The following is a 26,938-nucleotide window of genomic DNA, read 5'->3' on the forward strand; positions in this document are numbered from 1 at the left end:
AACCACGCACAAGCACCTGTTCGGGCAGGTCAGGAGCTTGCCGATTAGCTGTATGGTGCAGCTTTCAGGAGGTCGTCCAGGAGCCGAGAACGGGGCGCCATTGGCGGATGGTGCGCTCCTGCGCGACCCCGGCTTCGGTGTAGGGATCGTCGGCCAGCAGGATGGCGAGCTCGCTCTCGTCCGCGGCGGCATAGATCACCAGCGATCCGGAGTCGTCGTTCCAGGGCCCCGCAGCGAGCACGTTCCCGTCCTCGGTCTTGGCGCGCAGGTACTCGCGGTGCCGGTCGCGGGTGGCGAGCAGTGCCTCACGATCGGCGCTGTACACGGTTTGCACGGCGAAGTACTGCATGGGGCAACGCATCCGTTCTACGTGGCGTCATCAACACGGGAAGTGCTTCACCGTAGTGGCGTAGTACGGTCTACCACCAGTGATGAGGAGGGGTTGTGAACGACGGGACCCAGTCGAGCATGCATAACGTGGAGAGCTCGGTCGAACAGACACTCGGACACCTGCGCGTGCTCGACACATCTGGGCAGCCCGCCGATGTTCCGCTCACCCTGGAAGACCTGTACAAGGCGCACCGGATGCGGTTGGTGCGGCTGGCGATTCTGCTCGTGGACGAACAGGCGACCGCCGAGGACGTGGTGCAGGAGGCGTTCACCGGGCTGCATCGAAACTGGCGCAATCTCCGGGATGCCCAGGCCGCGGTCGGCTATCTGCGCACGGCGGTGGTGAACGGTTCGCGCAGTGTGCTCCGGCGCCGCAAGACCGCGCGCGAGTACACGCCGCCGCACCAGGTCAACGCCCGGTCCGCGGAATCACTGGCCATGCTCTCCGCCGAGCACCAGGCCGTGGTGCAGGCGCTCGGCACCCTTCCTCCGCGGCAGCGCGAGGTGCTCGTGCTGCGCTACTACGGCGGGCTGTCCGAGGCGGAGATCGCCGAGGCGGCCGGAATCTCCAAGGGCACCGTGAAGTCCACCGCGAGCCGGGCCCTGGAAACACTGCAGAAGGCCATGGGTTCCAAGTGATTCTGGGCGGCGCGAAGGTCGTCACCCCCGAAGGGGTGCTCGACGACGGATGGGTACGTGTCGAGGGCGAACGGATCGCCGAGGTCGGCAGCGGGCCGGTCAATGGTGAACCCGCTGGTGAACCACTCGGGGGCTACATCGTCCCCGGATTCGTGGACATGCACTGCCACGGCGGTGGTGGCGCGGACTTCGCCGAGGCAACCCCCGAGCGGGTGGACACCGCGGTCCGCACCCACCGGGCGCACGGCACCACGAGCATGCTCGCCAGCCTGGTCTCCGCACCGATCGAGGTGCTGACCGGCCAGCTCACCGCGCTCGCCCCGGTCGTGGAAGAGGGGCTGATCGCCGGGGTGCACCTGGAGGGGCCGTTCATCTCCGACAAGCGCCGCGGGGCCCACGATCCGGCCGTGCTGCGGGATCCGGAACCGGATGCGGTGCGCGCACTGCTCGAGGCGGGCGGGTCCGCTCTGCGCATGCTGACCATCGCCCCGGAGCGCGCGGGCGCGATCGCCGCGATCGAGCTGGCGTCCGCCGAAGGGGTCACCGTCGCCCTCGGGCACACCGACGCGGTCGAGGAGCAGGTGCGCGCCGGGGTCGAAGCCGGAGCCAGGGTGGCCACACACCTGTTCAACGGGATGCGCCCGCTGCACCATCGGGAGCCGGGGCCCATCGGGGCACTGCTCGACGACGAACGGGTCACCGTCGAACTCATCTGCGATCTGGTGCATCTCGCCCCGACCACCATTCACCTGTCCGCGAGTCACGCCGGACGGGCGCGCACCGTGCTGATCACCGATGCGATGTCGGCGGCCGAACTCGGTGACGGTGACTACGAGCTCGGTGGACTCGCGGTCACCGTGACCGACGGCGAACCCCGGCTCGCGGACGGTTCGCTGGCGGGCAGCGTGCTGACCATGGACCGGGCCTTCGCGAACTTCGTGCGCTCGGGGATGCCGGTCGTCGAGGCGGTGCAGGCGAGCTCCACCTTGCCCGCGCAGCTGCTCGGCCTCGGCGAGGTGGGCGCGATAACCCGGGGACGGCGCGCTGACCTGGTGCTGCTCGACGAGGACCTGCGGCTGCGGCGAGTGCTCCACCGGGGTTCCTGGGTATAACCTCGGCAGTACCGTGAGCGAGAAGACACCGGAACAGCTGCTTTCCGAGGCGCTGCGCGCCAAGGCCGTGCAAGCGCCAGGGCAGGCACGTGCCGAGGAACAGGCCCCCGCCGCGGCGGCGAGCGGCCAGGACAGCCTGTTCACCGACAACGACGCCAGCTTCGAACTGCTCTCCGGTCAGGACTACCGGCTCTCTCCCGAACTCTTCCAGGAGCCCGAACCGGCGACCAGTCCGGTCACCTCGGCGACCGCCAAGCCCGCCCGGCCCCGCCCGCGCCCGGAACCGCCGCCACTTTCCGCGCGCTGGATCCTGCTGCTCGCCCTGCTGCTCGGCGCCGCGGCCGGTGCCGTGGCTGGCCTGCTGACCCTACGCTGACCTGGTCAAACAGGTGCTTGTGAGTGGTTGTGTTGGTTCTAACCAACACAACCACTCACGATGGGTTTGCTTGTGCGGGGCGCTACGGTCGAGCTATGAGCATCACCGAGGCATTGGTCGCCGAACTGGGGCGGGACGCGGTACTGACGGATTCGGATGTGACCGCGGGGTACGCGCGGGACATGATGCCGCTTGCGGACAGTGGTTCGCCCGCGGTGGTCGTGTTCCCGTCCTCGGTGGAGCAGGTGCAGGCGGTGGTGCGGATCTGCGCGGCGAGCGGGGTGCCGATCGTGCCGCGCGGGGCGGGCAGCGGACTCAGTGGCGCGGCGAACGCGATCGACGGCTGCGTGATGCTCGTGCTGACCCGGTTCACCGAGATCGAGTCGATCGATGTGGACAACCGGACCGCGGTGGTCCAGCCCGGGGTGGTCAACCTCGATCTGCGCACCGAGGTGGAGAAGAACGGGCTGTTCTACCCGCCGGATCCGTCCAGCTATGACTGGTGCACGGTCGGCGGGAACATCTCCACGAACGCGGGCGGGCTGTGCTGTGTGAAGTACGGGGTGACCACGGATTCGGTGCTCGGCCTCGAGGTGGTGCTCGCCGACGGGACGTTGCTGCGCACCGGGCGGAACACGGTCAAGGGCGTGGCCGGGTACGACCTGACCAAGTTGTTCATCGGCAGTGAGGGCACCCTCGGGGTCATCACCAAGGCCACCCTCGCGCTGCGGCCGCTCCCGCAGGCTCCGTGCACGTTCGTCGCCGGGTTCCCGAGCCCGGCGGCCGCGGGTGAGGCGGTGACCAAGGCGGTGCGCGCGGGCGCGGTGCCCTCGTTGCTCGAGATCATGGACGCGGCCTCCATCAAGGCCTCCGAGCAGTACCTCAACACCGATATCGGGGCAGCCGAATGCGCCGCGATGCTGCTCGCCCAGTCCGATACCGGTGGTGAGGCTGCGATGCGCGAGCTGTCCGTGCTCGAGGGCATCGCCAAGGACTGCGGGGCCTCGATGATCTACTCCACCGACGACCTCGAAGAGGGCCGGATGCTGCTGCAGGCGCGCCGCGTGGTGCTGCTCGCGCTGGAGACCTACGGTTCCTGGCTCACCGATGACGTGTGTGTTCCGCGCACCAGGATCAGTGAACTCATCACCGAATGTGAGCGGATCAGCGCTGAGGTCGGCCTGCGCGTCGCCGTGGTCGGGCATGCCGGGGACGGCAATATGCACCCGACGATCGTGTACGACGCGAACTCGGAGGGCGAGCTCGAGCGCGCGCAGCGGGCCTTCGACGAGATCCTCGGGGTCGGCCTTTCGCTCGGCGGCACGATCACCGGGGAACACGGGGTCGGCAAGATCAAACGCGACTGGCTCGCCCGCGAGATCGGCCCGGTCGGCCTGCGCGTGCACCGTCAGATCAAGCAGGCACTCGACCCGGGGAACCTGTTCAACCCGGGGTCGATGTTCTCCCTGAGTGACTAGCGGCGGTTCTCCAGGCGGTGCGCTCCACCGGTGGATCCGGTGGTGGACTGCGCCGCCTCGGCCGCCGCCTCCCGCCTCTTCCTGCGCCTGCTGAGCAGGTACTCGATCACGATCGGCAGGACCGAGACCAGCACGATCACCACGAAGATCAGGTCGATGTTCTTGCCGATGAAGTCGATCTGGCCGAGGAAGTAGCCGAGCACCGTGATCCCCGCGGCCCACAGCACCCCGCCGATCGCGGTGTAGGTGAAGTAGACCTTCGGGTCCATCCGGCCGATCCCGGCGATCCAGGTGATGAAGGTACGCACGAACGGGACGAACCGGGCGAGTACGACCGCCTTCGGTCCGTGCTTCTCCAGGAACGCGTGCGTCTTGTCCACGTGTTCTCGTTTGAAGATCTTCGAGTCCGGCCGGTTGAACAGCCGTGGGCCGCTCTTGTACCCGATGAAGTAGCCGAGCGCGTTCCCGATCAGCGCGGCGACCGTGACCACGAGACACACCACCCACAGCGGGGTCTGGATGTTCCCGCTCGCGACGAACAACCCGACCGTGAACAGCAGGGAGTCGCCGGGCAGCACCGGGAAGATGCTGCTCTCGATGAAGATCACCAGGCACACGCCGATCACCACATAGGTGCCGAACGTGTGCAGCCACCACACCGGGTCGAGGATGCCGATCGCCTGCGTGGCCGTGGTCTGCGCGTCGATCACGTGACCACGGTACAGGCGCCCGGATCATCCCCTTGTGAGGGCTTGTGTTGGTTAGAACCAACACAACCGCGCACAAGCACCTGTTTGTGCAGGTCGGAAAGGGGTTGGCCGGGGCGGGGGCAGTGGTCCTAGGATGGTTCGGTGACCTCACGTGGTAGGCGATGAGCGGCGAGCTGACCAGGCGCAAACGTTCGCATATCGACGTTTGCCTCAACCACGAGGTGGCGTATACCCGGCGCGCGACGGGGTTCGAGGAGATCGAACTGCCCTACCGAGCGCTGCCCGAGACGGATCTCGCCGCCGTCGACACCACCACGGAGTTCCTCGGTAAACCGCTGCGCGCCCCGGTGCTGATCGGTGCGATGACCGGGGGCGCGGAACTGGCGGGCACGATCAACGCGAACCTGGCCGTCGCGGCGCACCGGCTGGGGATCGGGCTGATGCTCGGTTCGCAGCGGGTGATGCTGGAGAACCCGGATGCGGCGCGCAGCTTCCAGGTGCGCCAGCACGCCCCGGACGCCCTGCTGATCGGCAACCTCGGGGTCGCCCAGCTCGCGAAGGGCTATGACGCGACGCAGCTGCGCAGGGCGGTCGCCGAGATCGGGGCCGATGCGCTCGCGCTGCACACGAACCCGCTGCAGGAGGCCAATCAGCCGGGCGGGGACACGAACTTCACCGGGCTCGCGCACGCGATCCGCACGGTGGTCGGCGAGGTGGAGTTCCCGGTGCTGCTCAAGGAGGTCGGGCACGGGATCTCGGCGAGGTGTGCCCGTTCGGTGGCGGACGCGGGGCTCGCGGCACTGGATGTCGCCGGGGCGGGCGGTACCTCCTGGGCGAAGGTGGAACAGCTCGCCGCGCACGGCACGGTGGTTTCCCCCGACCTCGCCGAGTGGGGTATCCCGACCGCGACCGCGCTGCGGGAGGTACGGGCCGAACTGCCGGAGCTGCCGCTCGTGGCCTCGGGCGGGATCCGTTCCGGACTGGACGCGGCGAAGGCCATCGCCTCGGGGGCGCGGGTGGTCGCGGTCGCCTATCCGCTGCTGCATCCCGCCGTGGAATCCGCCGATGCCGTGACGGCCTGGCTCGAACGGTTCATCACCGAACTGCGGATCGGCATGTTCTGTGCCGGCTGCCCGGATCTGGCCGCGCTCTCCGGGGTGAACCCCGGCACTTAGGGCGCACCCCAGGGGTAAATCGGGGGTTTCCCGGATCGCGCGGAGTACCGGCCGCCCCTAGCGTTGCTGACCAGAGAAACTGGGTGAAGGAGTCGCGGTCATGCGGAGAATCGTGCTTGCGTGCGGGGGTCTGGCCCTGCTCGGCGTGGCACTCGCACTGTTCCTGGGGAACCCGTCGAGCTGGTTCCACGGGTTCGGCGTGGACAAGGTGACACGGTCCAGTCAGGACATCACCGAACGGGTGGCACGGGTGGATCTGGATGTGCCGACCGGGGATGTGCAACTGCACGGCACGAATGACGGCAAGACCCGGATCGTCCGCGAGCTCCGGTACTGGGGTGACAAGCCATCGGATCAGACCTACCGGCTCGCCGGGGATGCGTTGCGGCTCGGGGGTTGCGGCGACAACTGCACCGTCAACTACCGGGTCTATCTGCCCCGCGGACTGCCCGTGGGTGGCCGGCTCGGCAGCGGGAACATGCTCGCCAACGCGGTCGGCGATGTCCGGCTCGACAACAGCTCGGGTGATATGCGGTTCACCGATGTGAAATCCGCGCAGCTGACCGTGGGCTCCGGGAATGTCACGGTGACCAAGGACGCCGGGGCGGCGAACGTGCGCAGCAGCAGCGGCGAGGTGGAGCTGCGCGATATCGGCGGCCGCGCCGATGTGCACGCCGGTTCGGGGAACGTCACCGCACGGGGCATGCACGGTCCGGTCAAGGTCGGGAACAGCAGTGGCGAGGTCGCGGTGCAGTCGGTCGCGGTGTCGAACGTGGATGTCGATACGGGCAGCGGGAACGTGAACATCCGGGTGCCGAACGCGCCGTACCAGGTGCACACCGAGGACAACGACCGTACACGGGTGGATGTGCCCAACACCGCCTCCGCGCCGAACTCGATCACGGTGCGCAGCGGTTCCGGCGATGTTTCCGTAGCGAAGTCCTGAAGGGCCGGATCGAGGGGAAGGCTTTCTTGCGGTACAAGGGAATAGCGGCGGCCGCCCTGGTCGCCGCCGGGTTGCTCGGTTTCGTCTCGCCCGCGGATGCGGGTCAGCGAACGGAATGGCGGAGCTGCCCGAGTCAGGCGCATCCGGACCTGCAGTGCACCCGGGTCTCGGTTCCGGTGGACTGGTCGAACCCGGACGGGGAGAAGATTTCTCTTGCGGTGAACCGGATTCCGGCCAGTGGTCAGCGGATCGGGTCGGTGCTGACGAATCCGGGAGGGCCCGGTGGTTCCGGGACTGCCTCGGTGGCCATGGGCATGTTCGATCAGCCCGAGTTCGCCGAGCTGCATCGCCGATTCGACATTCTCGGCCTCGATCCGCGCGGTGTCGGTGCGAGCAAACCGGTGCCCGGATGTTCGGCGGGATTCGGCGCGGCGGAACGGTTTCCGGTGACCACGGCCGGATTCGACCGGCTGCGCGCCGCCAACCGTGCCGCGGGGAAGTCCTGCGATCAGCGGCTGCTGGCGCACCTGGACACGACGAGCGTGGCGCGGGACATGGACGCGGTCCGCGCCGCGCTGGGTGAGCCGCGGATCAACTATCTGGGCATCTCCTACGGATCCGAGCTCGGCGCGAAGTACGCGGAGCTCTTTCCCGGCCGGGTGCGCACGATGGTGCTCGACGGGATCGTCGACCACGGCCGTTCGCTGCGCTCCGATGTACTCCTCGGCGCGCGGGCGCACGAACAGTCCTTCTACCGGTTCGCGCGCTGGTGCACGGACAACTGCCGGACCCGGGATGTGCCCGCGGCCCTGCGCACGCTGACCGGACGGGCCGCGGCCGGGCAGCTGCACGCGGGCAACCGTACGGTCAGTGAAGCGGCCGTGCGGGAAGGGTTGTACAGCGGGCTCACCGTGCGCGCGGGCTGGCCGGCGCTCGACAAGGCGCTCGCCGCTGCCGAGTCCGGGGACGCGAGCGCGCTCGTCGGGGCCAACGGTTCCGCGGATCCGGCGTACGCGCAGCCGTATCGGGCCGTCGGCTGTCAGGATTTCGGCACGTTCCTGCGCGGCCCCGGGGATGTGCGGGCGATGCGCGCGGCCTTGCGTGCGATCGCGCCGAACACCTGGCGCTACAGCGAATGGTGGGACTGGGCGAGCGGCTGCGTCGGCTGGCCCGCCCCGGTCGGCAATCCGCCGAGCCCCGCGCGCATCCACACCAGCGCGCCGATCCTGCTCGCCAACGGTCTGCACGATCCGGCGACGCCGTATGCCTTCGCCATGGGAGTGCGGGCGCGCATCGACAACAGCGCACTGCTCACCTATCACGGCGACGGGCACAGCCTCCTGCTCAATTCCGCGTGCGGCCGCGCCAAGGAGACGAGGTATCTGATCACCGGAACCCCGTCGGCACGCGAGGATCAGTGCCCCGCCTCATCGTGAACCGCTTGGCGTGCAACGGGAAAAGTCGGCCTGGTTGAAGCAGCCCGCCGTGCGGGCCTGTTCGCGGAAGGCCCAGAGTTGTTTCGCGTGCCGGGTTCCGCTTGCGTCGGCGAGCTCGCGGATCCGGTACCGCTCGTCACAGAGATGCCAGCGAACGTAGCCGCGCACGAATCCCTCGACCGTTTCGCGGGTCGCGGAGAAGCTCAGCCGGCGCAGCGGATCGAGCGTCGCGTGCACCGCCCGGATGCTCTCCCCGGTGATCTGCCGCAGGACCGACTCCACGTCGGTGCCCTCGACCGCCTGGATGCTCGTCGCAAGGCCGATTTCTCCCGCCGGGCCATCGTGTTCCTTGTACAGCGAGAACAAATCGTTGACCACCCCGGACATCGCTTCGATCTGCGCGATCGTCGTGGTGAGTTCCGCGAAGATCCGGTTCTCGTCGAACTGTTCGGCCGGAAACAGCGATGCCGCGGTGACCTTGCCCAGCCCGTCCATCCGGCGCAGGAACGCCGGATAATCGGAGGAACCGGGTAGTCCGTGGAATCCGCGACTGCCGATCCAGCAGCCCTGGATGAACTCCGTCGTCGAGTTGAGGATGGTGAGCTGGCAGAAATCGCCGTAATAGCGGAGGAATTCCGGGAGATACGCCAGTGCCCTGCCCCATACGGGATACGGCTGAGGCCTGCCGGTCAACAGATTCGTGGTGAACGAGCCCATGGAATCGGTGTGCTCGCCCGGCCAGTCGTCCCCGCTGAGGCAATAGGTGAAATAGGTCGCCAAGGCACACATGGCGTCGCGGGGAAGGTGGCTCCAGCCCTGCACGACCATGTGCGTTATCGTCCGCATGCTGGATTCCAGGTTCTCGGATTCCAGTCCCGTTCCATTCCGAAGTTCCGCGCGGTCGAAATGTTCCAGAACCGTGCGGTAAACCTCGTGGAGTGCGTCGAGGTGTTCCCGGCTTCCGGGTGACGGCTCGTCGTATTCGATTTCCTCGAGGAATCGCACCAACTGTTCGACGTATCGATCGACATCGATTTCCACAACAGGTCAGCGTGCCGAGGGCAGGCGGGTCCGGCAACCGGTCGTTCCGTGCGGCGGAACCCGGGATCCGGGCACCTCCGAAGTGTCTCGTATATTGGGAGATCTGTTGCAAAGTGTGGGATACGTGCATACTGTGCTGAAGTATGACGAGTGCTGAACAGGCGTATGGGCAGGGTCATGCCGAGAGTGTGGTGCGCTCTCAGCAATGGCGGACGGTGGAGAATTCGGCGGGCTATCTCGCGCCGGAGCTGCGGCCCGGACTGAGCGTGCTCGATATCGGCTGCGGGCCGGGCACCATCACGGTGGATCTCGCGGAGCGGGTCGCTCCCGGGCGGGTGCTCGGGGTGGACCCTTCGGCCGCGGTGCTCGAGGAGGCGCGCGCCAACGCCGAGCAGGCGGGCCGGGGCAATGTGACCTTCGCGCAGGGCGACGTCTATGCCCTGGACATTCCGGATGACTCCTTCGACGTGGTGCACGCGCACCAGGTGCTGCTGCACCTGACGGATCCGGTCGCCGCATTGCGCGAGATGCTGCGGATCGCGCGGCCGGGCGGGATCGTCGCGGTCCGGGACACCGACTACGCGGGCGCGTTCTGGTGGCCCGCCGATGAGCGACTGACCCGCTGGCAACAGGTGTACCGATCGGTCGCCTATGCCAATGGAGCCGAACCGGACGGCGGCCGGCACCTGCTGGCCTGGGCGAACGCTGCCGGGGCGAGCGAGGTGATACCGAGCGCCTCGATCTGGTGTCATTCCACCCCGGCCGAACGCGCGTGGTGGGGCGGAATGTGGGCACAGCGCATCATCGACTCGCGGATCGCCGAACAGGCCGTGGAAGGCGGGCACGCGACCCCGGCCGAGCTCGAGGAGATCTCCGCGGGCTGGCGCGAATGGGCCGCGCATCCGGACGGCTGGTTCGCCATTCCGCACGGCGAGATCCTGTGCCGGGTCGGCGCCTGAAGCCGGATACCAAGATGTGATCAGTTCGACGGCCGCCGTGTGCCCGGGCGCGGCGTACCGTCGGCCGGTGCTGCCCGGAACCGGTATCCGCCCAGGGTGACGGCCCGATGCGGCGCCCGCGCGCGATGGCCGGGTGCCACGCTCGGCTACTGAGCGCAGGTAACCGGTAACGACGGGCATATCGGGCGCGCCATCGCTCGGGTTTCCCCCTTGCCGCGGGGCTTGCCATCCCGTGCGGTTCTCCGATTCCCTTGTCCGGCCGATACGGCAGCACGCCGTAGCCGAGCCGGAAGGAGCCTGCCGTGGCGGACAGGGAGCTCGATGTCTTCGCGCAGTCGCCGCCGGACTGGGCCGTGCTTCCCGCGGCCGAGGTGATCAAGGGCGTCGTCGAGCCGGAGACCGGGATGCGCACCTGGCGCCGCCGCCCGAACAATCCACCGGTGGTCCGGGTCGCCGACCGGTATCTGACCGGGGTGCTCGACCTGCGCGCGATCGAGTTCCCCTATGTGCTCGAATTCGTTCGCTGCCGATTCGAGAACGCACCCGATCTGCGCCAGTCGAAGCTGGCGGGCGCGGAGTTCCACGGGTGCTACATGCCAGGTCTGGAAGCGCGGAATCTGCGCTGTGACAACGACATCGTGATCCTCGAGACCACTGTGGACGGCGCCCCGATCGATCTGACCGATGCCGCCATCGAGGGTTCGCTCACCTTGGAACACAGCACGCTGAACAATCCGGGTGGCCGGGCGCTCTACGGGAACCGGCTCACGATCTCCGGTGCGTTGCTGGCCTCGGGGCTGACCGCACGCGGCGAACTGCGCCTGCCGAGCCTGCGGGTCGGCGGTAATCTCACCCTGCGCGGCGCCGACCTGGTCAATCCGAACGGGCTCACGATCACGCTCAACGCCGCGAACGTGGACGGCAACCTGATCTGCGGCCAGATCCTGGATGCCCCGGAACCGAAACCGTTCACCTCGACCGGCCTGATGTTCTTCAGCAACGCGCAGGTCTCCGGGGCGTTCGTGCTGCGCGGGGCCATGCTGCGGCCCAAGACCGAGGACGCCGATCCGCCGCCGAACGACGACCCCTACTACGACATCCGGGCCACCGTGGTCGCCGACCGGGTTCAGGTGCGCGGCAATGTGCTCTTCGACCTCGGCCTGCACAGCACCGGAACCATCCGGATGGTCAACGGGCAGATCGGCGGTTCGCTGCGGCTCGCCGGTGCCGAGTTCGACATGTCCGAGGGGCCGGGGACCCGGCTGCGGGCGCTCAACATCGACGGCGCGAGCATCGACGGGGACCTCAACGCGCGACAGCTGACGGCGCACGGGCAGCTGCGGATGGTCGGGGTGACCGTGCACGGACACGCCAACTTCGATCTGGCCAATGTGGACAATCCGGGTGCCGATGTGCTCGAGGCCCGGCATCTCGTGGTCCGGGGCAACCTGGAATGCCAGGCGCTGCGGGTGCGCGGGACGGTGTCCCTGCAGGGCGCGGACATCGCCGTGAAGTTCGATCTGCGCGGCGCGCACATCAGCGAGCCCGGCCACCATTCCCGAGACGGGCGGCCCAAACCCCTGCTCGACATGCGGGCCGCGCGCGTCGGCAGGGACCTGATGCTCGGTTCCTCCCTGGATCCGTGCGTGATCGAGGGCGGACTGCGCATCGACCGGTGCACCGTCGGCGGCACCGCGAACCTCGACGGGGTCCTCGTGGGCGCCGAATGCACGGAGGACCGGATAGCGCTGGACGCGACCGCGTTCACCGCACAGCAACTGCTGCTCACCCTCGGCGCGCCGCCGCGCGGAGCGGTCCGGTTGCGGCATGCCAGGTGCACCTCGCTCGAGGACAACGAGCACCTGTTCGACGCGCAGGGTGGGGTGGACCTCGAGGACTTCCGCTTCGAGGCATTCACCGATCCCGTGCACGTGGTCGACGACGAAGCGATCGACCAGCGACTGGAATGGCTCGCTCGCTCCGGCGAGTACCGGCCAGGGCCGTACGACCAGTTGGCCAGCGTGCTCCGGGCCTCCGGGAACGATGAACACGCCGCCACGGTCCTGTTCACCAAGCAGCGGCGCCGATACGTGGCACTGGCCAGTGGTTATCAGCGGCTCAAGTTCCTGCCGCTGATCTGGAGCTGGTTGCAGCGGGTCCTGCTCGGCTACGGCTACCGGCCGATGCGCGCGCTCGCCTGGCTCATCGGCCTGTTCGCCGCGGGCTGCCTGTGGTTCTCCCTCGCCGGGCCGCTGCACGAGGTCAACTCCGACGACCACCTTTCCTGGAACCCCGTCCTCTACACCCTGGATCTGCTCGTGCCCATCGTGGACTTCGGCAACAAGGGCAGGTGGTACGTCGACGGGATCTCCCAGGCCTTCGCCGAGATCCTCACCGCGAGCGGGTGGATCCTCGCCACCACGGTCGCCGCCGCGCTCACCCGGATGCTCCGCCGCTCCAACTGAGCCGCATATGGTTTCCGGCCCGTCCGGGAAGGCAGGATGGGGGCGTGATCGGTGACCGATGGGGTGTGCGCGACGGCGAGGTCGCACGTTCCTACCCGTGTGATGACTTCGTCACCGCCTCCGCCGTGCAAGTGTGGCGGGGCGTGACCGTCGAGGCGCCTGCCGAGCAGGTGTGGCCGTGGGTGGCACAGATCAGACTGGCGCCGTATTCGTACGACTGGCTGGACAACTTCGGCCGCCGCTCACCGCGCGAACTGGCCGGCCTTCCGGATCCCCGGGTCGGCGAACGGTTCACCGCCTCGGGCGGCCGGAAACTCGGCCGGATCGTTTCGGTCGAGCCGGGCGTACAGCTGACCGGCACCATCATGGGTGCCTTCATGTCCTATGTGGTCGTGCCGCAGGAACACGGCACGACCCGGCTGCTGCTCAAGGTCGTCATCGAGACCAACCGTTTACTGGGTATCGGGCTGTCCCTCGGCGATCTGGTGATGGCCCGTCGGCAGCTGCTGAACTTCAAACGACTCGCCGAGCAGCAGCACTGAGCCGAACGGTTCCGGAACCGGTCAGCCTGCCGAGCGGGCGTGCGCGTCGAGCAGTACGGCGATCGCCTTGGTGACCTTCGTGGCGAAGGGGACGTTCAGCGATTCGTCGGCGACGTGCATGTTCGAGTCCGGGCCGAGCGCGCCGGTCACCAGGAACTGCGCGGCCGGGTAGCGCTCGGCGAGCAGGCCCATGAACGGGATGGAACCGCCCATGCCGAGGGCGCGCCACTGGTCGTCGAAGATGTCCGTGGAGACCTCGTCCAGTCCGGTGGAAAGCCATCCGGTCAGTGTCGGCGCGTTCCAGCCGTCCGCGGCCTCCACCCCGGACAGTTCGACGTGCGCGCCGTAGGGCACATCGGTGGTGAGCAGTTTGCGCACATCGGCCAGTGCGGCCGCGGAATCGGCGGTGGGCGGGAGCCGGAAGGAAAGGCACAGCGTGGTCGAGGCGCGCAGTACGTTGCCCGCGTCCTCGGGGGCGGGCATGCCCTCGGCCCCGATGACCGAAAGCGTCGGCCGCCAGGTGGTGTTGAGCGCGAGCTCGAGGTCGTCCTCGGTGACCGGGGAAACCCCGGGAGCGAGTGCGACACCGGCCTTGGCGTACCCCGGGATGTCGGCGACCATGTCCCGCACCTCGGCGAGCCGGTCGGCGGGGACCTCGACGTTCATCGCGTCGACGAGGCATTCCCCGGTCGCGGAGTTCTCCAGCCGGTCCAGCAGCACGCGCAGCACCCGCATCGAGCTCGCGACCGCGCCGCTGGCCACCCCGGAGTGCTGCGCCGCGTCGAGCACCTTCGCCGTGACGTGCACCTGCAGCAGCCCGCGCAGCGAGGTGACCAGCCAGAGCCGCCGGTAGTCCGCGCCGCCCGCGTCGAGGCAGATCACGAAGGACACGGTGCCGAGCCGTTCGCTGAGGTGTTCCAGGTAGGCGGGCAGATCCGGGCTCCCGGACTCCTCGCCGGTCTCCAGCAGCAGCACGCAGCGGCCGTGTTCGCCGCCGTTGCGCTGAATGGCCTCGATCGCCGCGGTGGCCGCGAACCCCGAGTAGCCGTCGTCCACGGCACCGCGGCCGAACAGCTGGTCGCCCTTGCGCACCGGTTCCCAGGCGGAAAGCCCCTCGGACCAGCCGTCGAACGGAGGCTGCTTGTCCAGGTGGCCGTAGAGCAGCACGGTGCCCGCCTCCGCGGCCGCGGAGCTCGACGCGGGCACGTCCACGAGCAGCAGCGGCCCCCTGCCCGGTAGCGTCACGACCTCCACCTGGGCCTCGCGCAGCCCGCGCGCCTCGATCCAGGCCCGCATGTGCTCGACCGCGCGCCCGAGATGTCCGCTCTCCTCCCACTGTGCGTCGAAGGAGGACGATACGGCGGGAATCCGGACCAGTTCGGTCAGCCCGTCCATGACGGCGGTGTCCCACAGCTCGGAGACGGTCTTGCTCAGCTCGGCGCGATCCATGCACCCGATCTTGCCACTCGGCAGGCGAGCGGGTTGTGCGTGGTTGTGTTGGTTAGAACCAACACAACCACGCACAAGGCCCTGTTTGTCCAGGTCAGCCGATCGATGGGCGGCCGTTGAGCAGGTTCCAGTTCAGTGGGCGGACGAACATCTGCCGTCCCTTGGCGGTGTCGGCGTGGAACACGATGCGGTCTCCGAACACGGTGGAGACGATGTCCTGGCCACCGGGATCGGGCAGCCGCATGCCGTAGGTGTTGCCGTCGAGCAGGGTCCCGGGTGCCTTGGTGAACGGGCCGTACGGGGATTTCGCGGTGGCGTAGTTGACGAAGTAGTGCCCGCTGTTGAACGGGGCCGCCGAGTAGAACAGGTAGTAGGTGAACCCGCGCTTGATCAGGGTCGGTGCCTCGATGACACCGCGTTCCTCGGGGCGGTCGGCGGCGAGTACGGCGCGCGCGGGCCCGGTGACGTGCAATCCGTCCGCGGAGACCTCGGCGACGTAGATCTTCGCGCCGATTCCGCCGGGGTTCGGTGCGGACTTGTAGCTGAGGTAGTGCTTGCCGAGGAATTCGTCGAAGGTGGCCGGATCGATCTCCTCGAAGGCGCTCTTGGTGCACACGATGGGGTTCTGCACGGGTTTGAAGGGACCGAGCGGGGTCCAGGAGGTGGCCGCGCCGATGCACTGGTGGTTGTCGGCCTTGTTGTTCGCGGCGAAGTACATGACGAAGGTGCCGTCCGCGCGCCGGGAGACATCGGGTGCCCACACGTTGTAGCTGCCGGTGCCCCGATACCGCCCGACCCAGCCGGGCAGGTTCGGCAGCGCGTCGCCCCGATCGGTCCACTGACCGTCCATGGTGACCGAGGTCTGCCGCACCGGGACGTTGCGCACCCCGTCGGAGTAGCCGACGTTCGTGGAATAGGCGTAGTAGGAGATGCCGTAGGAGAGCACATCGGGATCGGGGAACGCCTCGCCGATGGCGGGTTTCGGTGCGGTGGCGGCACTCGCGGTGACCGGGAGGACGAGTCCAGCGACGGCGAAGCAGGCGGCGAGGGCGATCTTGCGGGCGGACAGTCTCGGTGGCACAGGAGCTCCCGGTTCGGCTCGGTGATTCACTGATTACTCGGTGATATCGCGGGGGTCGTTAACCGGGAAACCCCGGAATCCGTGTTCTGGGCGCGGTTTATCCCCGCTACGGGCGAGCCGGACAACGCTCGGGCGACCGGTCCCACTGTGCAGGGCGTCACACGGTCACGGATTTGCGAACCATGACTCCATTCGAGTGAGCAAAGGGTGGCGATCACCAGCGGGAAGCGGGCAACGCTTGGACTGTCAAGTATTGAATGTCCAAGCATTCGTGCAGCTCAGGCGACTTGTCGTGGTTGGAAAGAGACCGGCCAGCGTGCACACTGTGAGTGAAGTCATGTCAGGATGGAAGGCGACACCGCAGAACGCCGAGCCACCCCGGAGCATGGGCCACCGACCGTGGTCGTCCGGGGACGACTCGGTGCGGCAGGGCGGTCGCCACAAGTGACCGTCAAGCCTTGGCAGCAAAGGAGAACCACGCCATGCCACCACCCGAACCAACGCCAATGGTGCCGGGTTCGCGGACGGCAGCCCCGAGTCCTCACCAGGTCATCGAGGGACTGAAGGCCACGGATGATCCCCGTGCGCTCGAACTGCTCACGCCGGAAGGTGAACGGGTCGCCCATCCCGAATTCGACCCCTATCTCAGCGATATCGGGCCCGAGGAACTCAAGGGCTTCTACCGGGACATGGTGCTCGTGCGCCGTTATGACCGGGAGGGCAACGCACTGCAGCGGCAGGGGCAGCTGGGCATCTGGGTCCCGCTGCTCGGTCAGGAGGCCGCGCAGATCGGTGCGGGCCGTGCGCTCACCCAGAAGGACATGGCTTTCCCTTCGTACCGGGAGCACGGTGTGGCCTGGTGCCGCGGCGTGGACCTGAAGGACCTGCTCGGCATCTTCCGGTGCAGTGACCACAGTTCCTGGGACTACCAGGAGAAGCGGTTCACCCCGTACACGATCGTCATCGGCAACCAGGTGCTCAACGCGGCCGGGTATGCCATGGGACAGCGCTTCGACGGCAAGGTCGGCAACACCGACGAGGCCGAGAACGAGGCCACCATGGTGTTCTTCGGGGACGGTGCCACCAGCCAGGGCGATGTGCACGAGGGCTTCGTGTGGGCCTCGGTCTACGACGCCCCGCTGGTGTTCTTCTGCCAGAACAACCAGTGGGCGATCTCCGAGCCGACCGAGCGCCAGTCGCGGCTCCCGCTCTACAACCGGGCGCGCGGCTACGGCTTCCCCGGTGTCCGGGTGGACGGCAACGATGTGCTCGCCTGCCTGGCGGTCAGCCGCTGGGCGCTCGAACAGTGCCGCATGGGCAACGGACCGGTGCTCATCGAGGCGTTCACCTACCGGATGGACGCGCACACCACCACCGACGACCCGACCCGGTACCGGCTCTCCGATGAGCTCGAGACCTGGAAGCTGAAGGACCCGATCGAGCGGGTGCGCGTGCACCTGGCGCGCAATGGCCTGGCGGACAACGACTTCTTCGATTCGGTCCAGGCCGAGTCGGACGCGCTCGCCGAACAGATCCGCGAGCACTGCTTCGCGATGCCGCAGCCGGGCCCGGAGCGGGTGTTCGCGAACGTGTACCACGATCCGCACCCGGTGCTCGATGCGCAGCGTGACGAGTACCTCGACTACCTCGCCGGGTTCGAAGAGGAAGGGGTGCACTGATGGCGGCACCGGTCATCTCGCGCGCGGCCGAGCAGAGCCCGAGCGCGACCCAGAAGCTCACCATCGGCAAGGCGCTGAACCTCGGGCTGCGTACCGCGATGGAGAACGACCCGAAGGTCATCGTGATGGGCGAGGACGTCGGCAAACTCGGCGGCGTCTTCCGGATCACCGACGGACTGCAGAAGGATTTCGGGGAGCACCGGGTGCTGGACACCCCGCTCGCCGAGTCCGGGATCATCGGCACCGCGGTCGGGCTCGCGATCCGCGGTTACCGCCCGGTGTGCGAGATCCAGTTCGACGGGTTCATCTTCCCGGGATTCGACCAGATCGTCTCCCAGGTGGCGAAGGTGCACTTCCGCTCGGAGGGCAGGCTGCGCATGCCCATGGTGATCCGGGTGCCCTTCGGCGGCGGGATCGGCGCGGTCGAGCACCATTCCGAGTCCCCGGAGTCCTACTTCGCACACACCGCGGGATTGCGCGTGGTCTCCTGCTCGAACGCGGTGGACGCGTACTGGATGCTGCAGCAGGCGATCCAGTGCGAGGATCCGGTGCTGTTCTTCGAGCCGAAGCGGTACTACCACTCGGGTGCGCTGCGCGCCGAGGTGGACACCGCGGTCACGCCCGCTCCCCTGTTCAGCTCGCAGGTGCTGCGTACCGGGAACTCGGCGACCCTGGTCGCCTACGGCCCCTCGGTGAAGGTGTGCCTGGACGCCGCGGCCGCCGCTGAGGAGGACGGGACCTCGCTCGAGGTCATCGATCTGCGCACGTTGTCCCCGCTGGACCTGGGCCCGGTCTTCGAATCGGTGCGCAAGACCGGCAGGCTGATCGCGGTCTCCGAGGCGCCCGCGAACTCCTCGCTCACCAGTGAGATCGCCATGCGCGTACAGCAGGAGTGCTTCTACTCCCTCGAAGCGCCGGTACTGCGGGTCACCGGGTTCGACACCCCGTACCCGCCGACCAAGCTCGAGGAACACTTCCTGCCCGACCTCGACCGCGTGCTGCACGCCGTCGACCGCGCCCTGGCCTGGTGAAGGGGACCGAATGCCGAACTACAAACAGTTTCCCCTCGCCGATACCGCGGAGGGGCTGACCGAGGCCGACATCCTCAACTGGCACGTCAAGCCGGGCGACCGGGTTTCGGTGAACCAGATCGTCGTGGAGGTCGAGACCGCGAAGGCCGCCGTCGAGCTGCCGATCCCGTGGGCGGGCGTGGTGACCGAACTGCTCGTCGAACCGGGGCAGACGGTGGAGGTGGGCACCCCGATCCTCACCGTCGACCTGGACCCGGACGGTGCGGCCGCCCCCGAGGCGCCGCAACCGGAACCGGAGCCAGCCGCCGAGGAGGAGATGAAGCCGCTGGTCGGGTACGGCTCGAAGACCGTGGTCGCGAAGCGGCGGGCGCGCAAGGGCGCCGAACCGGCCGCTGCGGTGAACGCGGTCGCCGAACCGGCTCCGGCACCGGCCGGTGGGTATGTCCCGCTGGCCAAGCCGCCGGTGCGCAAGCTCGCCAAGGACCTCGGCGTCGACCTGCGTGCCCTGCGGGGCACCGGGGAGGGCGGCGTGATCACCCGCGAGGATGTGCGCGGCTCGACCGTCGAGGCTCCCGCCGAGACCAAACCGGTGAGCAGTGGTGACCGGGAACGGCGGGTGCCCATCAAGGGGGTCCGCAAGGCGACCGCGCAGGCCATGGTGTCCAGCGCGTTCACCGCCCCGCACGTCACCGAGTTCCTCAGCGTGGACGTCACCCCGATGATGGCCTTCCGCGAGCGGGTGAAGAACCGGCCGGAGTTCCGCGAGGTCAAGCTCACCCCGCTGGCGTTCGCGGCGAAAGCGGTGTGCCTCGCTGCCCGGCGCACCCCGGATGTGAACGCGGTCTGGGACGAGGAAGCTCAGGAGATCGTCTACAAGGACTACGTGCACCTCGGGATCGCCGCGGCCACTCCGCGCGGTCTCATCGTGCCGAAGGTCCGGGACGCGGACGGGCTCTCCCTCGCCGGGCTGGCCGGTGCGATCGGTGAACTCACCGCGACCGCGCGGGAGGGCAAGACACCGCCCGCGGACATGCTGAACGGCACCTTCACCATCAGCAACGTCGGCGTGTTCGGGGTCGATTCCGGTACCCCGATCATCAACCCCGGCGAGTCCGCGATCCTCGCGCTCGGTGCGATCCGGGAGATGCCCTGGGTGGTGGACGGTGAGCTCGCCGTGCGCCAGGTCTGCCAGCTCTCCCTGTCCTTCGATCACCGCGTGATCGACGGCGAACAGGGCTCGCGGTTCCTCGCCGACGTGGGGGCCGTGTTCGCCGACCCCGCCCACGCGATCACCTTCTAGAGGCCGGAACAGCTGCATGATGCAGCTAATTTAAGGCGCTCTGACCTGCGAAAAGACCCCTCGTGAGTGGAAATGTTGGTTCTAACCAACACAACCACTCACGAGGGGTCTCGTGCGTTCGGGCGCCCGATCAGAAGGCCGCCTCGGGCACGTCCATGAGCGCGTTGTCGGTGTTGTCCACGATGGCGCGGCGCGCGGTCAGCTCGGGCAGCACGTTCTTCGCGAAGAACGAGGCCGCGGCGAGCTTGCCCTCGTAGAAGGAGCGGTCGCGCGCCGAAACCTCACCGCTGAGCTTGTCCTGGGCGATCGTGGCCTGGCGCAGCAGCAGCCAGCCGATGAGCAGGTCACCGACCGACATGAGCAGCCGCACCGAGTTCTGCCCGACCTTGTAGGCCTCGGACCGGTTCTCCTGCGCGCCGCCGAGGAACCCGAACAGCGTGCCGAGCATGCCCTGCACGTCCTCGAGCGCGGTCCGCAGCAGCGCCCGCTCCTCCTTGAGCCGCCCGTTTCCGGTGTCGGCGTCGAGGAACGCGGTGATCTCGTTCGCGACGTGGGTCAGCGCCTTGCCGTTGTTCTTGACGATCTTGCGGAACAGGAAGTCCATGGACTGGATCGCCGTGGTGCCCTCGTAGAGCGAGTCGATCTTGGCGTCCCGGATGTACTGCTCGATCGGGTAGTCCTTGAGGTACCCGGATCCGCCGAGGGTCTGCAGGGAGTGGTTGAGCATCTCGTAGGCCCGCTCCGAGCCGACGCCCTTGACGATCGGCAGCAGCAGATCGTTGACCGCGGTGGCGAGCTCGACGTCCCCGTCACCGTTCTGCATCTGGTCGGAGAAGGTCGCGGTGTAGGTGTAGACCGCACGCAGCCCTTCGGCGTAGGCCTTCTGCAGCATCAGGATGCGGCGCACATCCGGGTGGTGGGTGATGGTCACCCGCGGCGCGGTCTTCGAGGTCTCGGTCATGTCGGCGCCCTGCACGCGCTCCTTCGCGTACTCGAGCGCGTTGAGGTAACCGGTGGACAGGGTGCCGATCGCCTTGGTGCCGACCATCATCCGCGCGAACTCGATGACCTGGAACATCTGCGCGATGCCGTCGTGCACCTCGCCCATCAGCCAGCCCTTGGCGGGGGTGCCGTGCTGGCCGAAGGTCAGCTCACAGGTGGAGGAGCAGGCCAGCCCCATCTTCTCTTCCTCGTTGGTGACGAAGGCGCCGTTGCGCTCGCCCAGTTCACCGGTCTGGCTGTCGAAGTGGAACTTCGGCACGAGGAACAGGGAAAGTCCCTTGGTTCCCGGCTTGGTCTCGATGCCCGGTCCCTCCGGACGGGCGAGCACCAGGTGCATGATGTTCTCGGTCATGTCCTGGTCGGCGCAGGTGATGAAGCGCTTGACGCCGTCGATGTGCCAGGAGCCGTCCTCCTGCTTGGTCGCCTTGGTGCGGCCCGCGCCGACATCGGAACCCGCGTCCGGCTCGGTGAGCACCATGGTGGCGCCCCAGCCGCGCTCCACCATCAGCTCGGCCCAGTGACGCTGTTCCTCGGTGCCGTTGTTGTGCACGACACCGGCGAAGTTGGCCGCGCCGAGGTACATGAACACCGCGGGGTTCGCGCCGAGGAAGAGCTCGGCAGCTGCCCACTGCACCGAGGGCGGGATCCCGAAGCCACCGAGCTCGCTCGGCAGCCCGAGGCGGTACCACTCGCCGTCGTGCGCGGCCTGGTACGAGCGCTTGAAGCACTCGGGAAGGGTCACCGAATGCGTCGCCGGATCGAATTTCGCACCCTCGCGGTCGGACTCGGCGAACGAATCGGCGAGCGGTCCGACCGCGAGGTTGTTGACCTCGCTGAGCACGCCGCGCACCGTGTCCTCGTCGACCTGGTCGAACGCACCCTTGCCGAGGCGCTCCTGAATGTTGAACACCTCGAACAGGTTGAATTCGAGGTCGCGCACGTTGCTCTTGTAGTGACCCATGTCGTCAACTCCCCTGGCCATGTTCTGACCGACCGCTATTACTCGCCGGTAACTTCAGGATATTACCCGAGGGTAAGTTCCGGCAAGCGGGCCAGGGGGTGCGCGCGGTCACGTCACCCGGTGGGTCGACCGGGTGACCTGGGAAATCGGTTTTTCAGGCGCGTGCGGCACGCAGCGGGCGGGCGGGCGCGGGGACGGCGAGCCCGGTGGCGGTTCCCGGAGCGGTCCGCGCCGGGGCACTGGGCGGCTCGGGCTGTGTACTGAGCACGGCGAGCCGGAACGCGATCGCGACCGCGTGCGCCCGGTCCCTGGCGTGCAGCTTGCGCAGGATGCTCTTCACGTGCGTGCGCACGGTCTCCACGGACACGAAGAGGGTCTTCGCGATCGCCTGGTTCTCCAGTCCGTCCGCGATCAGCTGCAGGACCTGGTGCTCGCGGCGGGAAAGCGGCTGACGGGAGCTCGGGGTGCGCCCGTTGGCCCCGCGCACGAGCGAGACAAGCGCCGGATCGAGGTAACGGCGTTCGCTGTGCGCGCGCCGGATCGCCTCGACGATCTGGGTCGGTTCCGCCGCGCGCAGCACGATGCCGTGCACACCCGCCGCGGTCGCGTCCGAGATATAGGGCGCGGCGCGGTGCGGATCGCGGACGAAGGACACGACCGTCAGCGTCGGGGAAGACGAGACGAGCAGCTTCGTCAGCTGCCCGCGCGGGTCGAGCCCGGCATCGATGAGTGCCACATCCGGGCCGAACCGTTCGACGAGTTTCGCTGCCGCGTGCACATTGTGCGTCGCGCCGAGCCAGCGAAGGCCTGGCGCGTGATTGACCAGGTTCGCCATCCCGTCGCGGAACAACGGAGTCTGGTCGATGAGCACGACGCCGAGCCCACGGTCGTGCGGTCGTTGTGCGCCGGGCTGGGTACCCGCGCGCGATCCCGCCACGCGGAAGGGATTCGAATTAGCGCTGCCAGCCATCCGTCCTCCGATCGGTATTCCACCCGTGCGGGCGATCAAGTGTGCCGCAATCAGGTGTTGTTGACCTACGAGTAGGTATCAGCTCGGGTGACGGGACAATCTCCCCCTTTTGGGTTGTCCTACCCGCCCGTAACGGAAACCTCTGATTCCGAGCCTTCCATGCGGTCCGCAACTCATTGCATCACCGATATTACATGTGGTGCACGTAAGACGAACGTTTGTGCATGATTCCGTAGTGCGTGGTTGTGTTGGTTAGAACCAACACAACCACGCACTACCAGTGTTGACCTGCGGTTTTACCTGGGGGCTCGCGATGCCTCGAGATCGCCTTCGGTCTTCTTGCTGTTTCTAGGGTTCTTACTAGATAGCTGAATAGGAAAGGAGAAATGATCGGCCGCGAGGCGAAACGACCGAGTGCCGCGGAAGTTTGGTTGCGAGGGCAATAACCGAAGAAACCCTCAGAAGGGGGAGGCCGTTCGGCGCAACCCGTATAAGGGATATTTGAGGTTGCCTGACCTCCCTCGTACCGGTTACCGCTCGAGGATGGCTGTGATGCCCTGTCCACCGGCCGCGCAGACCGAAATGAGGCCGCGTCCGGAGCCCTTTTCGGCGAGCAGTTTGGCCAGTGTCGCGACGATCCGGCCACCGGTGGCCGCGAACGGATGGCCCGCGGCGAGCGAGGATCCGTTCACGTTGAGCTTGGCCATGTCGATGGAGCCGAGTGCGGCGTCGCGGCCGAGCTTCTCCTTGCAGAAGCCGGGGTCCTCCCAGGCGGCGAGGGTGGACAGCACCTGGGACGCGAACGCCTCGTGCACCTCGTAGAAGTCGAAGTCCTGCAGCCCGAGCCCGGCGTTGTCCAGCATCTCCGGAACCGCGTATGCGGGCGCCATGAGCAGGCCCTCGTCCCCGTGCACGTAGTCGACGGCCGCGGTGCGCGCGAAGGTCAGCCGTGCGAGCACCGGGAGGTTGCGCTCGGCGGCCCATTCCTCGGTGGCCAGCAGTACGGTCGAGGCGCCGTCGGAGAGCGGCGTGGAGTTCCCCGCGGTCATCGTGCCGTTCTCGCCGCCGAAGGTGGGCTTCAGCTTGGCCAGCTTCTCGGCGTTCGAATCGGGGCGCAGGTTCTGGTCGCGGGTGAGCTTCTGGAACGGGGTGAGCAGATCGTCGAAGAAGCCCCGCTCGTAGGCGGCCGCGAGTTTCTGGTGCGAGGCCGCGGCGAGCTCGTCCTGTGCCTCGCGGGTGATGTTCCAGCGTTTCGCGGTGATCGCGGCGTGGTCCCCCATGGACAGCCCGGTGCGCGGCTCGGCGTTGCGCGGGAAATCGGGCACGACCTGGGTCGGGCGCAGCGCGGCGAGCAGTCGCAGCCGTTCCTGGACGGACTTCGCCGCGTTCAGCTTGACCAGGATGCGGCGCAGATCATCGTTCAGCCCGAGCGGCGCGTCCGAGGTGGTGTCCACACCGCCCGCGATGGCCGAGTCGACCTGGCCGAGCGCGATCTTGTTCGCCACGTTGACGATCGCCTGCAGGCCGGTGCCACAGGCCATCTGCACATCGGAGGCGGGTGTGCTCGGGGCCAGCGTCGAACCGAGCACGCACTCGCGGATCAGGTTGAAGTCACGGCTGTGCTTGAGCACCGCGCCGCCCGCGACCTCGCCGATCCGTTCCCCCTGCAGATTGAAGCGGCTGACCAGTCCTTCGAGTGCCGCGGTGAACATGTCCTGATTGGACGCGCTCGCGTAAGGCCCGTTTGAGCGAGCGAACGGAATTCGGTTACCACCGATGACGGCTACAGTACGGACCGTGCTCGGAGTCGGCTTCGCGGCCATCTGGTCCTCCTGGGTGTGACGAACCTGCTTGTTACTGTCGACAATAACCTACCCGTGAGTAGACTTGCCCCACTCGTACTTCGTGAGTGGTTGTGTTGGCTCTAACCAACACAACCACTCACGACCGGGGCGGAGAGAGGTGCACATGGCGAAATCGACAGATCGGTACCAGCGGTTCGCGAACTCGGGACCGGGAAAACTGCTGGTCGGCAAGCTGGGCCTGCCCGAGCCGACGCCGTTGCGCCGATATGAGCCCGGCCAGGCGCTGCTGACCGGGCCCGCGCTCGTCGCGGGGGACGGCCGGCTCGCGAAGCGGGTGACCGAGCAGCTGCGCGGCACGGGCGCGCACGTGCTCGAGGAACCGGGCAACGATCGCTACGGAGCGCTCGTGTTCGACGCGAGCGGGGTGAGCGGCCCGGAGGGGCTTCGCGAGATGTACGAGTTCTTCCAGCCGGTGATCCGCTCGCTGGCGCCGAACGCGCGGGTGCTGGTGCTCGGCACGCCACCCGAATCGGTGAGCCAGGTCCCGGGCAAGGTCGCGCAGCGGGCCCTCGAGGGCTTCGTCCGCTCGGTCGGCAAGGAGCTCAAACGCGGGGCGACGGCGCAGCTGGTCTACGTGGCCCGCGGTGCCGAGGAGTCCATCGAGTCGACCGTCCGGTTCCTGCTCTCCGCGAAGTCGGCCTATGTGGACGCGCAGGTGGTGCGGATCGGCACCAAGAACGGTGCGCCGGTCGAGCTCCCGGAGAACTGGGAACGCCCGCTCGAGGGCAAGACCGCGGTCGTCACCGGGGCCTCGCGGGGTATCGGCGCCGCGATCGCGGAGGTGTTCGCCAGGGACGGGGCGCACGTGATCGGGGTCGACGTGCCCGCGCAGGGCGGCGACCTGGCGAAGACGATCAACAAGGTCGGTGGTTCTGCCCTGCAGCTGGACATCACCGCCGAGGACGCCGGGCAGAAACTGATCGAGTTCTGCGTGCAGCGCCGCGGCGGGCTGGACATCATCGTGCACAACGCGGGCATCACCCGGGACCGCACGCTGGGCAAGATGTCGGATGCCGAATGGGACTCCGCGCTCGCGGTGAACCTGATCAGCCAGCTGCGGATCAACGACGCGCTGCTCGCGAGTGAGGCGTTCGGCAACGGCGGCCGGATCATCGGGGTGTCCTCGATGGCCGGGATCGCGGGTAACTTCGGGCAGACCAACTACGCCACGACCAAGGCCGGGGTGATCGGCATGGTCGACGGGCTCGCCGGAAAGGTCGCGAAGGCGGGCGCCACGATCAACGCGGTCGCGCCGGGCTTCATCGAGACCAAGATGACCGCCGCGATGCCGCTGTTCACCAGGGAGATCGGCAGGCGGCTCAACTCGCTGTCCCAGGGCGGGCATCCGGTCGACGTGGCCGAGACCATCGCCTGGTACGCGAACCCGGCCTCCGGCGCGGTGAACGGCAACGTCGTGCGCGTCTGCGGTCAGAACCTGCTCGGAGCGTGATCATGGCGACCAAGGAACTCGCGGCGGCACCGAAGCTGCCCGTGCTGTTCGGCAAGGCGGCGTTGACCGGGTTTACCCGCAAGGGCGGCGAGCTGCCGAGTACCGAGTACACCCGGCAAGGCGTGGCAACCGATCCGCAAGCGCTTGCGGAGTACGACCACGTGTGCGGTTTCCGGCTTTCCGATGTGCTGCCCGCGACCTATCCGCACATGCTCACTTTCCCCATGGCGGCGAAGCTGATGTCCGATCCGGGCTTCCCGTTCCCGCTCGTCGGACTGGTGCACGTGCGCAATGTGATCACGGTGCACCGGCCGCTGCTGATCGGCGACCGGCTGGATCTCTCGGTGCACGCCGCCGACCTGCGCGAACACCCGAAGGGGAAGCAGTTCGACCTGATCTCGCAAGCGTTTGCGGGCGGCGAGCTGGTGTGGGAGGACGTGTCCACCTACCTGCGGCGCGGCGGCGGCAGCGGTGGCGCGCGCGAACCGAAACGGGAAGCCGCGCCGGCCGAGCCGAACGCGATCTGGCGGGTCCCCGAGGACATCGGCCGCCGGTACGCCGCGGTCTCCGGGGACGCGAACCCGATCCACCTGCACGCACTGACCGCGCGGACGCTCGGGTACCGGAAGGCGATCGCGCACGGCATGTGGTCCAAGGCCCGCTGCCTCGCCGCGTTCGAGGGGCGGCTGCCCGGGGCCTACCGCGTGGACGTGAAGTTCCAGCTGCCGATGTTCCTGCCCGCGAAGGTCGCCTTCAGCGAGGCGCCCGAGGACACCGGGACCCGGTTCGCCCTGCACGATCAGCGCTCCGGAAAACCTCATCTCAGCGGCACGGTAACCCCACTCTGACCTGCGCAGACTCCGCTTGTGAGTGGTTGTGTT

General features: G+C 67.9%; 23 protein-coding genes. 15 read left to right on the top strand and 8 right to left on the bottom strand.

All coding sequences use genetic code 11. The annotated features are described in order from the left end of the window. Positions 1-64: 64 nt before the first annotated feature. Positions 65-349 (bottom strand): YciI family protein, encoded by a 285-nt coding sequence (locus AD72_RS31065; protein ID WP_031470200.1) that lies wholly within the window; start codon positions 347-349, stop codon positions 65-67. A gap of 119 nt (positions 350-468) precedes the next feature. Between AD72_RS31065 and AD72_RS31070 the strand changes: the two genes are divergently transcribed. The 4 genes from AD72_RS31070 to AD72_RS31085 all read left to right on the top strand — a co-directional run bounded on the left by AD72_RS31070 (position 469) and on the right by AD72_RS31085 (position 3,995). Further along, positions 469-1,029, top strand: coding sequence for a SigE family RNA polymerase sigma factor (locus tag AD72_RS31070; protein WP_031470201.1), 561 nt, complete (start codon positions 469-471; stop codon positions 1,027-1,029). Then, complete coding sequence (nagA, locus tag AD72_RS31075; RefSeq protein ID WP_031470202.1) at positions 1,026-2,141, top strand: N-acetylglucosamine-6-phosphate deacetylase; 1,116 nt, start codon at positions 1,026-1,028, stop codon at positions 2,139-2,141. Before AD72_RS31070 ends, nagA begins: the two co-directional genes overlap by 4 nt. Positions 2,142-2,154: 13 nt before the next feature. Next, positions 2,155-2,517, top strand: coding sequence for a hypothetical protein (locus AD72_RS31080; RefSeq protein WP_031470203.1), 363 nt, complete (start codon positions 2,155-2,157; stop codon positions 2,515-2,517). A gap of 95 nt (positions 2,518-2,612) precedes the next feature. Continuing rightward, positions 2,613-3,995, top strand: coding sequence for an FAD-binding oxidoreductase (locus AD72_RS31085; protein ID WP_031470204.1), 1,383 nt, complete (start codon positions 2,613-2,615; stop codon positions 3,993-3,995). Here AD72_RS31085 and AD72_RS31090 read toward each other — a convergent pair. Beyond that, positions 3,992-4,705 (bottom strand): DedA family protein, encoded by a 714-nt coding sequence (locus AD72_RS31090; protein ID WP_037347937.1) that lies wholly within the window; start codon positions 4,703-4,705, stop codon positions 3,992-3,994. The two genes, AD72_RS31085 and AD72_RS31090, sit on opposite strands and share 4 nt — an antisense overlap. A gap of 161 nt (positions 4,706-4,866) precedes the next feature. Here AD72_RS31090 and fni point away from each other — a divergent pair, with 161 nt between their 5' ends. The 3 genes from fni to AD72_RS31105 all read left to right on the top strand — a co-directional run bounded on the left by fni (position 4,867) and on the right by AD72_RS31105 (position 8,262). Beyond that, positions 4,867-5,880 carry a type 2 isopentenyl-diphosphate Delta-isomerase gene (gene fni, locus AD72_RS31095; protein ID WP_082469255.1) on the top strand — a complete coding sequence of 338 codons (1,014 nt, stop codon included), beginning with the start codon at positions 4,867-4,869 and terminating at the stop codon, positions 5,878-5,880. A 100-nt stretch (positions 5,881-5,980) separates the two neighbouring features. Then, positions 5,981-6,826, top strand: coding sequence for a DUF4097 family beta strand repeat-containing protein (locus AD72_RS31100; protein WP_031470207.1), 846 nt, complete (start codon positions 5,981-5,983; stop codon positions 6,824-6,826). Between the two features lie 26 nt (positions 6,827-6,852). After that, positions 6,853-8,262: an alpha/beta fold hydrolase gene (locus tag AD72_RS31105; RefSeq protein WP_051899207.1), complete on the top strand. Its 1,410-nt coding sequence runs from the start codon at positions 6,853-6,855 to the stop codon at positions 8,260-8,262. On the opposite strand, the gene AD72_RS31110 is transcribed toward AD72_RS31105, so the two are convergent. Beyond that, complete coding sequence (locus AD72_RS31110) at positions 8,254-9,108, bottom strand: isoprenoid biosynthesis enzyme family protein (protein ID WP_231645064.1); 855 nt, start codon at positions 9,106-9,108, stop codon at positions 8,254-8,256. The two genes, AD72_RS31105 and AD72_RS31110, sit on opposite strands and share 9 nt — an antisense overlap. 338 nt (positions 9,109-9,446) lie before the next feature. Here AD72_RS31110 and AD72_RS31115 point away from each other — a divergent pair, with 338 nt between their 5' ends. The 3 genes from AD72_RS31115 (at position 9,447) to AD72_RS31125 (ending at position 13,269) form a co-directional block, all read left to right on the top strand. Further along, positions 9,447-10,262, top strand: a complete 816-nt coding sequence (locus AD72_RS31115) for a class I SAM-dependent methyltransferase (protein ID WP_031470210.1) — start codon at positions 9,447-9,449, stop codon at positions 10,260-10,262. Positions 10,263-10,564: 302 nt separating this feature from the next. After that, positions 10,565-12,727 carry a translocation/assembly module TamB domain-containing protein gene (locus AD72_RS31120; RefSeq protein ID WP_037347941.1) on the top strand — a complete coding sequence of 721 codons (2,163 nt, stop codon included), beginning with the start codon at positions 10,565-10,567 and terminating at the stop codon, positions 12,725-12,727. Positions 12,728-12,771: 44 nt separating this feature from the next. Then, positions 12,772-13,269, top strand: a complete 498-nt coding sequence (locus tag AD72_RS31125) for a polyketide cyclase (RefSeq protein WP_031470212.1) — start codon at positions 12,772-12,774, stop codon at positions 13,267-13,269. 21 nt (positions 13,270-13,290) lie between these two features. Here AD72_RS31125 and AD72_RS31130 read toward each other — a convergent pair whose 3' ends face one another. Together AD72_RS31130 and AD72_RS31135 are read right to left on the bottom strand one after the other, a co-directional pair. Continuing rightward, positions 13,291-14,718 (bottom strand): M20/M25/M40 family metallo-hydrolase, encoded by a 1,428-nt coding sequence (locus tag AD72_RS31130; protein WP_031470213.1) that lies wholly within the window; start codon positions 14,716-14,718, stop codon positions 13,291-13,293. A 94-nt stretch (positions 14,719-14,812) separates the two neighbouring features. Continuing rightward, positions 14,813-15,799 (bottom strand): glycoside hydrolase family 43 protein, encoded by a 987-nt coding sequence (locus tag AD72_RS31135; protein ID WP_051899208.1) that lies wholly within the window; start codon positions 15,797-15,799, stop codon positions 14,813-14,815. Between the two features lie 482 nt (positions 15,800-16,281). On the opposite strand from AD72_RS31135, the gene pdhA reads away from it, so the two are divergent. From pdhA to AD72_RS31150, 3 genes are read left to right on the top strand one after another with little or no spacing between them, the layout of a single operon-like run. Next, entirely contained in the window at positions 16,282-17,478 is a 1,197-nt protein-coding gene (pdhA, locus tag AD72_RS31140) for a pyruvate dehydrogenase (acetyl-transferring) E1 component subunit alpha (protein WP_031470215.1), read from the top strand. Continuing rightward, positions 17,478-18,509, top strand: a complete 1,032-nt coding sequence (locus AD72_RS31145) for an alpha-ketoacid dehydrogenase subunit beta (protein ID WP_031470216.1) — start codon at positions 17,478-17,480, stop codon at positions 18,507-18,509. Before pdhA ends, AD72_RS31145 begins: the two co-directional genes overlap by 1 nt. A 10-nt stretch (positions 18,510-18,519) precedes the next feature. Continuing rightward, entirely contained in the window at positions 18,520-19,809 is a 1,290-nt protein-coding gene (locus AD72_RS31150) for a dihydrolipoamide acetyltransferase family protein (protein WP_031470217.1), read from the top strand. A 130-nt stretch (positions 19,810-19,939) separates the two neighbouring features. Here AD72_RS31150 and AD72_RS31155 read toward each other — a convergent pair whose 3' ends face one another. From AD72_RS31155 to AD72_RS31165, 3 genes are all read right to left on the bottom strand, one after another. Further along, a complete protein-coding gene (locus AD72_RS31155) occupies positions 19,940-21,772 on the bottom strand; it encodes an acyl-CoA dehydrogenase (protein ID WP_031470218.1) in 1,833 nt (610 codons plus the stop codon). A 154-nt stretch (positions 21,773-21,926) separates the two neighbouring features. After that, complete coding sequence (locus AD72_RS31160) at positions 21,927-22,742, bottom strand: LuxR C-terminal-related transcriptional regulator (protein WP_231645066.1); 816 nt, start codon at positions 22,740-22,742, stop codon at positions 21,927-21,929. A 530-nt stretch (positions 22,743-23,272) separates the two neighbouring features. Further along, positions 23,273-24,565 carry an acetyl-CoA C-acetyltransferase gene (locus AD72_RS31165; RefSeq protein ID WP_031470220.1) on the bottom strand — a complete coding sequence of 431 codons (1,293 nt, stop codon included), beginning with the start codon at positions 24,563-24,565 and terminating at the stop codon, positions 23,273-23,275. A gap of 145 nt (positions 24,566-24,710) precedes the next feature. On the opposite strand from AD72_RS31165, the gene AD72_RS31170 reads away from it, so the two are divergent. Both AD72_RS31170 and AD72_RS31175 read left to right on the top strand, forming a co-directional pair. Then, the gene (locus AD72_RS31170) at positions 24,711-26,057 is read left to right on the top strand and encodes a 3-oxoacyl-ACP reductase (RefSeq protein ID WP_031470221.1); all 1,347 of its coding nucleotides are present in this window, start codon (positions 24,711-24,713) and stop codon (positions 26,055-26,057) included. Positions 26,058-26,059: 2 nt separating this feature from the next. Further along, positions 26,060-26,905, top strand: coding sequence for a MaoC/PaaZ C-terminal domain-containing protein (locus AD72_RS31175; RefSeq protein ID WP_031470222.1), 846 nt, complete (start codon positions 26,060-26,062; stop codon positions 26,903-26,905). The last annotated feature ends 33 nt before the right edge of the window (positions 26,906-26,938 follow it).

The sequence above is a fragment of the Sciscionella sediminilitoris genome (assembly GCF_000737195.2).
Lineage (GTDB): Bacteria > Actinomycetota > Actinomycetes > Mycobacteriales > Pseudonocardiaceae > Sciscionella > Sciscionella sediminilitoris.